1 protein-coding gene is annotated in these 1,113 nt (G+C 62.9%); it reads right to left on the bottom strand.

The features are described from left to right. Positions 1-988: IS481 family transposase (locus tag CJ028_RS20060; protein ID WP_105036973.1), on the bottom strand; the 988-nt coding region annotated here is incomplete at its 3' end. Positions 989-1,113 lie beyond the last annotated feature (125 nt).

The raw sequence follows: 1,113 nt of genomic DNA, 5'->3' as shown, positions 1-1,113 counted from the left end.
TGTACTGCCCAGGGACGTTGGTTAAGCGGCTGATGGGTGGGTGGTTTCCGATGGCGGTGTGGGGCCTGTGGTGATTGTATTCGTGGATCCAGGCGGGCAGGGCGTTTCGGCGGGCAGATTCTGAATTGTAGAAGCGGCTGAATGCCCAACCGTCGGCGAGGGTCCGGTGGAAGCGTTCGATCTTGCCGTTGGTCTGCGGGCGGTAGGGGCGGGTCTTCTTGACCTTGATGTTCAGGTCTCGGCAGGTGTCGCGCCAGAGGTGTGATTTGTAGGCGGAGCCGTTGTCCGACAAGACCCGTTCCACGGTCACGCCGCGGGCGGCGAACCAAGACACCGCGCGCTGCAGGACTCCGACGGCCGTCGAGGCGGTCTCGTCATTGTGGATCTCGGCGTAGGCGACACGGGAGTGGTCGTCGATGACCGTGTGCACGAACGCGGTCCCGATCAGTGGGTTGCGGTGAACGCTGCGTTTCTGGGTCGCCGTCGCGGCTCGGTTCTTGCCGCCTTGCTGCCGGCCGACGTAGCGCCATCCGCCACCATCGGGGATATTGCCGAGCTTTTTCACGTCGACGTGGATCAATGACCCCGGGGTGGCGTGCTCGTAGCGGCGGACGACTTCCCCGGTGCGCACGTCCACGTGGTGCAGCTTATTCAGGTGGCACCGGGTCAGAACCGCATGAACGGTCGAGGGTGGCATATTCAGTTTTGCGCCGATCGCCACGGGCCCCAAACGCTTCTTCCAGCGCAGGTGGACGAGCTTTCTCACTTGGTCCTGAGGTGTTTTGTTGGGCATTCGGTGCGGGCGTGAGGACCGGTCCTCCATCCCGTCCGGGCCCATCGCGGCGTAGCGGTCGGCCCACCGTTTCGCGGTCGGCCACGACACGTTGAACAGTCGGGCGGCGTAGACGATCGAGCGGTCTTGATCGACGATCAGACGCGCCAGCCGAAGACGGTGACGCGGAGTCAAAGCAGCATTAGCGTGGGACACGAGGACCTCCTGGTCTGAAGTGGTTGGCCTTTGACAGCTCCACTACACAACCGGAGGTCCTCACCCACGTTCAATGACTACAGCGTGTCGTCACATTTACTCAACCAACCTGCCTGGGCAGTACA

The organism is Cryobacterium aureum (genome assembly GCF_002954245.1).
In the GTDB taxonomy this organism is placed as follows: domain Bacteria; phylum Actinomycetota; class Actinomycetes; order Actinomycetales; family Microbacteriaceae; genus Cryobacterium; species Cryobacterium aureum.
This window is presented reverse-complemented; position numbering and strand designations above follow the sequence as displayed.